This is a genomic window from Gluconobacter sphaericus NBRC 12467 (assembly GCF_006539125.1).
Taxonomy (GTDB): Bacteria; Pseudomonadota; Alphaproteobacteria; order Acetobacterales; family Acetobacteraceae; genus Gluconobacter; species Gluconobacter sphaericus.
Window position 1 is genome coordinate 1 of the sequence record NZ_BJMK01000063.1, and the last position, 5,646, is coordinate 5,646.

A 5,646-nucleotide genomic window follows, 5' to 3' on the forward strand; every position below is an offset into this window, starting at 1 on the left:
CTCTTCCAGGGCATCCCGAAACCAGTCAGCATCATAACCCCGGTCCTCCAGCATCCACTGTGCCATAGGAAGGCTGTCCAGCAGAGCAGCGGCGCCGATGTAATCACTGACCTGTACCGCCGTCATGAAGAAACTCAGCGGTCGTCCGTTCTGATCCGTGACCGCATGCAGCTTCGTATTCATGCCACCTTTGGTGCGACCGATCAGACGCCCTGGATCCCCTTTTTTAGGCGCAGGCTTGAAGCCGGGCGATGTGCTTTGAGATAGGTCGCATCAATCATAATGGTCTGAGGCTCTGCCTTTTCGGCAGACAGTCCATCCATCATCCGCATAAAAATGCACATGTCGCCCCAGCGCTTTCAGCGGTTGTAGAGCGTCTTGTGTGGACCGTACTCCCGGGGCGCATCACGCCAGCGCATGCCATTGCGGTTAACAAAAATGATCCCGCTCAACACACGGCGGTCATCGACACGCGGTTTGCCATGGCTCCTGGGAAAGAACGGCCGTAGACGCTCCATTTGTTCGTCCGTCAGCCAAAACAGATCGCTCATCTTCAGTCTCCTCGCAGAGCCTGAATCAGAGTTCCACAATCAAATCAATGGGGCCTGATCCTAGTCGCCTACGGTACGCCGGTTTCCCAAATAAGACTGTCAGACTCCCCGCTTGTACCGTTTCTCGACTTCCAGGTAAGGATGGAATGAAACACGAACAAGAGTGGTGCGGCATACCAAAAGCGGGGTCACAAACCTGTGGTTCGATGGGCCGACGACTTGGTTCAGGGATCAGGGGGAAAATGAGCGGGGACGAGCGTGGTGATCATTCGACATCTTACTCTGCTTTAAGCCTTTTCATTCACAGAAGACTCAACTGGCATCCGATGAGTACGGCGAACCTCAGTAAAGACTGCCACCCAAAAATCTCTTCGTTTTTCATTTCGTGCATACGAGGCCAATGTAGCTCGATCGCTCGCAACCATAACGGCCTTTTCTCCATAAATCTGAAGAAGTTCATGAACGGCAATTTTGATATCGTCTGTCGCGTCCAACATCGGCTGTCCTAATATTTTCTGGAATAAAGGTTGCGGAAGTTCCACTTGCTCAAGAGCGCCAGAAACGTGAAGCGGAGCTGAAAGAATATCTATATACTCACTATCAGAAAGAGGGAGAACCACTCCCAATCTTTCGGCTGCATCCCAGTCCACTTTGCTTGTCACGAATCTATCTCCGGTATCACGGATCCTAGATTGACCTACAAAATACTGAAAAAGAGTTAACCAGAGCGAATAAGAAGAACTTCTTATTCGTCATGACCGAGGCGCCGCGTAAGCCGGCACGTCGTTGCCCAATTTTTCGAAACTGGGCAACGACGTGCACGGCCAATCATGCACGGCGAGGAAACGATATCAGCACTCAGGGTTACACCTTGTTCGCAGACATGCGCGAAGAAGTGTTACCGTTGACCGCTGAGTATGCTGTCGAAAGATCAGACGAACACGGGGAATCGTCTGGAGGCAATGGCGATGCCTCTACGTCTTGGTTTAGGAGACAAACACCGAGGGTAATCTCGTGCTGTGCTAGATGTCTTCGTTTGAGGTGTAGGCGTGGAGTTTTAGGAGAGAGCGTTATGCGCCTCATCCTAGCATCGTGAGCCGCGGTAATTCTCGCAGGATGCATCCGTCACCCACACAATTCACAACCCCATGAAGCGGCAGCCTGTATGAATTATCAGATCATGGTGACCGCACCAATACCGCTAAACGCTATACAGCGGCTTCGGAAAAAATGTGCGGCCTCACGGTGATAAAGCGCTGTGGCTTACCAGCCCCAACCTGGACCAAATCCGTAACCCGGGCCGAAGCCTCCGCCCCAAGGACCCCACTCCCCCCAGTTCCATTGCGCGTCCTGATAATCCTGTGCAGCCATTTGCTGTTCGTCAGCGATATTCTGCTGCTGCTGATAGGCCTGGTATCGTCCATATGCTGTCTGATCCCCTACATACAGGCAGCCACAGACTGTTGGGTCAGCGTAAACGTAGCTCACCGTGTCGCCATGAATACGGCGAACGAAGTGGTGCGCTGGCAGCCTCTTAAGCATGGCAATCCGCTGTGGAGTTGAAGCAGGTTTCAGAGTAAACCCTGCAGCAGCGAGATGATCTTCCTTCTGGGCCACTATTTGCTGAGGGGATTCACACGCAGATAGAGCGCTTACGCAGAAGAGAGATGTTAGAAACGCTTTTTTCATATTGAGAACCTCCAATAAAAGCGTCGTGGCAATATGTGCCTGGGAGCAGGCTCACATGCTTTGTCAGCTCATTTCTATAAAAGAAATTGAAAAACCGTTTATGAGACAGGAAGCGCTCCGAGGGCGGTTCCTGTCTCATTTACAAAATTCTTCGCCGATCCTTTTATTTCAACGTTCGAAGGCCTGCGAGCATTTGTTGAGCCTATCTGAGAAGTCTGGGGTAGCCAAAGAGGATGCATACGACGCATCGCGCAAGAAAGATTACTGTGCACCCTATATCAATCCGGCCCCGCTCAGTATCAGTACATCGGCTCAGAATGCCGACGAGAAAGCCCAGGTCACACCCTGAACCGTCCCGGGATTGGCAGAGACCTATTCACCTGAGAAGAAGGTCTGATGAGCAATTCTGTGAAGAAGTTTTCTCCTGAAGTCCGCTCCCGTGCGGTTCGGCTGGTTCTGGAGCATGAAGATGAACACCCGTCGCGGTGGACGGCGATGGTGTCGATCGCCGGCAAGATCGGCTGCTCGGCGCATACGCTGAACGAGTGGGTTAAGAAGGCCGAGGTCGAGACTAGCAAGCGAGCTGGCGTTCCGGCCGAGACCGCCGATCGGCTCAAGGCGCTGGAACGTGAAGTGCGCCAGGCGGAGCTCGACCGCGTCAACCGGCAATCTTGTCCACCACCCGGATCGCGGGTCTCAATATGTCGCCATTCGCTACACCGAGCGCCTGGCCGAAGCCGGGATTGAGCCCTCGGTAGGCAGCGTCGGAGATAGTTACGACCATGCCCTGGACGAGACGATCAATGGGCTGTTCAAGGCCGAGGTGATCCACAGACGTGGTCCATGGCGCTCGTTTGACGCCGTGGAATACGCCACCCTCGAATGGCGCGACTGGTTCAACAACCGACGCATCCTCGAGCCCATCGGCAACATCACGCCGGCCGAGGCCGGTCAACAGTTTTACGCCGCTATAGACCTCGCCCCACTGGCAGCCTAACTTAGGAAAACCGCTCTCCGCCAATTCCGGGGCGGTTCACAGAGCCCGAATCAGATTTCCACAATCAACATATAGGAAATGAAATCACAGAGCAGGTCTCAAAACCAGAAGGGGTTTTCGAGCCCTCCATCTGAGGGCCCAAAATCACGCAAAAAACGCTTCAATCAACTGCCCTACGAACACTATTACAAATGATATCTCATGGCTTCTAGCAACGCTGCAAAAGCTGGCGAGTGTAATCGCCTGCTGGGATAATACAGATAAGGGCCTTCACACTCTAGGCTCCATTCAGAAAGCACTTCAACCAGTTGTCCCATTTCAATATATGGCTTTGCCAGATCGTAAGGAACGTAACCTAACCCAACCCCATCGATGGCGGCATTGAGGACTAGCATGGAGTTGCTAAAGGTTGTTTGCCCCGCAAAACGAAATGAAACTTCGCGCCCGTTCGGTTCACGAAATTCCCATTTCAGGTTCCCCCCAGCAGTCGTCATCCGCATATTAATACAGTTATGACGCCGCAAATCATGAGGTGTTGCAGGGCTCGAGTAATGGTGAAAGTAATCTGGGGATCCCACGACGCAAAAACGCCAGTCGGGGCCTACACGCGTTGCGGCCATGTCTTTCTCGATGGCTTCCCCAATACGGACCCCTGCATCGAAGCGCTCTGCAACAATATCGACAAAAGCGTAGTCCATGCTGAATTCAATATTGATGTCAGGGTATTTCTGAAGAAATGCGAGAAGTTTAGGTCGAAATATCAGTTCTATGGCCGCATCAGTGCAGGTGATACGAATGGATCCAGCAGGCTTGCTACCAAGAGACGTAATTAAGTCAAGCTCTGTAGAGACCTGTTCAAGAAGGGGGCCGACACGCTTCTGAAGCTGCTCTCCGGCATCGGTAGTTGCAACATTTCTGGTTGTTCTAGACAGTAGGCGCACCCCGAGCCGTTCCTCAAGTCCTCGCACCGTGTGGCTCAAGGCTGAGGGCGTGACACCGAGCTCGGCAGCGGCCCGCGTAAAGCTTCGTTCCCTGGCAACCGTGAGAAAAGCCGTCAACTCATTGATATGATCTCGTGGCATTGCTGAGCTTATTTGAAATATTCATGCACGTTATATGCTCTAATCGACTGCTGCAAGATCCCTTATCGTGTTCGGAACAAGGCCTCGTCCGGCCTCACAGCGAAACACAGGAAATTTTTATGGAAATCTTCCGCGTAGGTCACAAGTCGTCTTTCAAAGGACCCAGAGACTGGTTCACTGGCACCGTCCGGGTTGACATGCTTTTCAACCCGGCGGCCCCCGATCGTGTTCAGGGTGCAAATGTGACATTTGAACCGGGAGCACGGACAGCCTGGCATACTCATCCACTAGGTCAGACCATCATTGTGACATCAGGCGTTGGTCGCGTACAGCGATGGGATGGACCTGTCGAAGAAATCCGTCCTGGCGACGTGGTTTTCTTCGAGCCAGGTGAGAAACATTGGCATGGTGCCGCTCCAGAGACAGCCATGACCCATATCGCAATTCAGGAAGTTGAGAATGGGAAAGTCGTAGACTGGCTCGAGCATGTCTCTGATGCACAATACAGACAGTAATTCAAATATTTATACAAGAGAAACATCATGATTAAAGATAAAGTTGTTCTTATCACCGGTGCATCTTCAGGGATTGGGGAAGCAACAGCGCTGCTTCTTGCGCGACAAGGTGCAAAAGTTGTTCTGGGCGCACGCAGAGAAGAGCGTCTGAAGGAAATTGTAAGTGCTATCGAAGACGAGGGTGGCACAGCGGCCTACCTCGTGACCGATGTCACGAAACCGACCGATAACGAGGCTTTGGTCAACGTTGCCAAAGAAAAATATGGTCGTCTCGATGTGATTTTCCTTAACGCAGGCCTGATGCCAACAGCGCCCGTCTCCGCCTTGAAGACGGATGAATGGAATGCGGCCGTGGACATCAATATCAAAGGCGTACTGAATGGTGTTGCCGCCGCCATGCCTCATTTTCTCGCACAGAAATATGGGCAGGTCATTGCTGTTTCCTCAGTAGCCGGTCTCAAAGCCTACCCTGGTAGCGCGATCTACGGCGGCACCAAGTGGTTCGTTCGCGATTTCATGGAAGTGCTACGCATGGAGTCAGCTATGGAGGGCACCAATATTCGTACTTCCACCATCTACCCTGCCGCAGTGAAGACCGAATTGCTCGGTGACATTTCTGATCCTGGCGCAGCCGAAGCCATGAAAAAACTTTACGATCAGCACGCTATTCCACCCGACCGCATTGCCGATGTAGTTGCGTTTGCGATTTCTGCTCCGGCAGACACAACAATTAACGAATTTACAATTGGACCAGCCAGTCAGGCGTGGTGAGGAAGTTTCAATGCCGCATATCATCGTAAAGTTATGGCCTT

Annotated in this window: 6 protein-coding genes and 2 pseudogenes; 4 read left to right on the top strand and 4 right to left on the bottom strand. The window is 52.3% G+C overall.

Features of this window, described 5'->3' with window-relative positions:
• From GSP01_RS14235 to GSP01_RS14245, 3 genes and pseudogenes are all read right to left on the bottom strand, one after another.
• Positions 1-551: pseudogene (locus tag GSP01_RS14235) on the bottom strand (IS5 family transposase); the annotation flags it as partial.
• Positions 552-838: 287 nt separating this feature from the next.
• A complete protein-coding gene (locus tag GSP01_RS14240; protein ID WP_141354595.1) occupies positions 839-1,213 on the bottom strand; it encodes a hypothetical protein in 375 nt (124 codons plus the stop codon).
• 601 nt (positions 1,214-1,814) lie between these two features.
• Complete coding sequence (locus tag GSP01_RS14245; RefSeq protein WP_228123976.1) at positions 1,815-2,093, bottom strand: hypothetical protein; 279 nt, start codon at positions 2,091-2,093, stop codon at positions 1,815-1,817.
• Between the two features lie 543 nt (positions 2,094-2,636).
• On the opposite strand from GSP01_RS14245, the gene GSP01_RS15545 reads away from it, so the two are divergent.
• Positions 2,637-2,987, top strand: coding sequence for a transposase (locus GSP01_RS15545; protein WP_408875618.1), 351 nt, complete (start codon positions 2,637-2,639; stop codon positions 2,985-2,987).
• Positions 2,905-3,237, top strand: a pseudogene (locus GSP01_RS15550) (integrase core domain-containing protein); the annotation flags it as partial. The gene GSP01_RS15545 and the pseudogene GSP01_RS15550, both read left to right, overlap by 83 nt.
• Before the next feature lie 185 nt (positions 3,238-3,422).
• Here the strand turns inward: GSP01_RS15550 and GSP01_RS14255 are convergent.
• Positions 3,423-4,319, bottom strand: coding sequence for a LysR family transcriptional regulator (locus GSP01_RS14255; RefSeq protein ID WP_141354599.1), 897 nt, complete (start codon positions 4,317-4,319; stop codon positions 3,423-3,425).
• Between the two features lie 119 nt (positions 4,320-4,438).
• On the opposite strand from GSP01_RS14255, the gene GSP01_RS14260 reads away from it, so the two are divergent.
• Both GSP01_RS14260 and GSP01_RS14265 read left to right on the top strand, forming a co-directional pair.
• Positions 4,439-4,834, top strand: coding sequence for a (R)-mandelonitrile lyase (locus tag GSP01_RS14260; RefSeq protein ID WP_141354601.1), 396 nt, complete (start codon positions 4,439-4,441; stop codon positions 4,832-4,834).
• Positions 4,835-4,861: 27 nt separating this feature from the next.
• Positions 4,862-5,605, top strand: a complete 744-nt coding sequence (locus GSP01_RS14265) for an SDR family oxidoreductase (RefSeq protein ID WP_141354603.1) — start codon at positions 4,862-4,864, stop codon at positions 5,603-5,605.
• Positions 5,606-5,646: the final 41 nt, after the last annotated feature.

Excerpts from the sequence above, each read along its gene's own strand:
- GSP01_RS14255 (WP_141354599.1), bottom strand. The coding sequence starts at position 4,319 with ATGCCACGAGATCATATCAATGAGTTGACGGCTTTTCTCACGGTTGCC.
- GSP01_RS14260 (WP_141354601.1), top strand. The coding sequence starts at position 4,439 with ATGGAAATCTTCCGCGTAGGTCACAAGTCGTCTTTCAAAGGACCCAGA.
- GSP01_RS14265 (WP_141354603.1), top strand. The coding sequence starts at position 4,862 with ATGATTAAAGATAAAGTTGTTCTTATCACCGGTGCATCTTCAGGGATT.
- GSP01_RS15545 (WP_408875618.1), top strand. The coding sequence starts at position 2,637 with ATGAGCAATTCTGTGAAGAAGTTTTCTCCTGAAGTCCGCTCCCGTGCG.
- GSP01_RS14245 (WP_228123976.1), bottom strand. The coding sequence starts at position 2,093 with ATGCTTAAGAGGCTGCCAGCGCACCACTTCGTTCGCCGTATTCATGGC.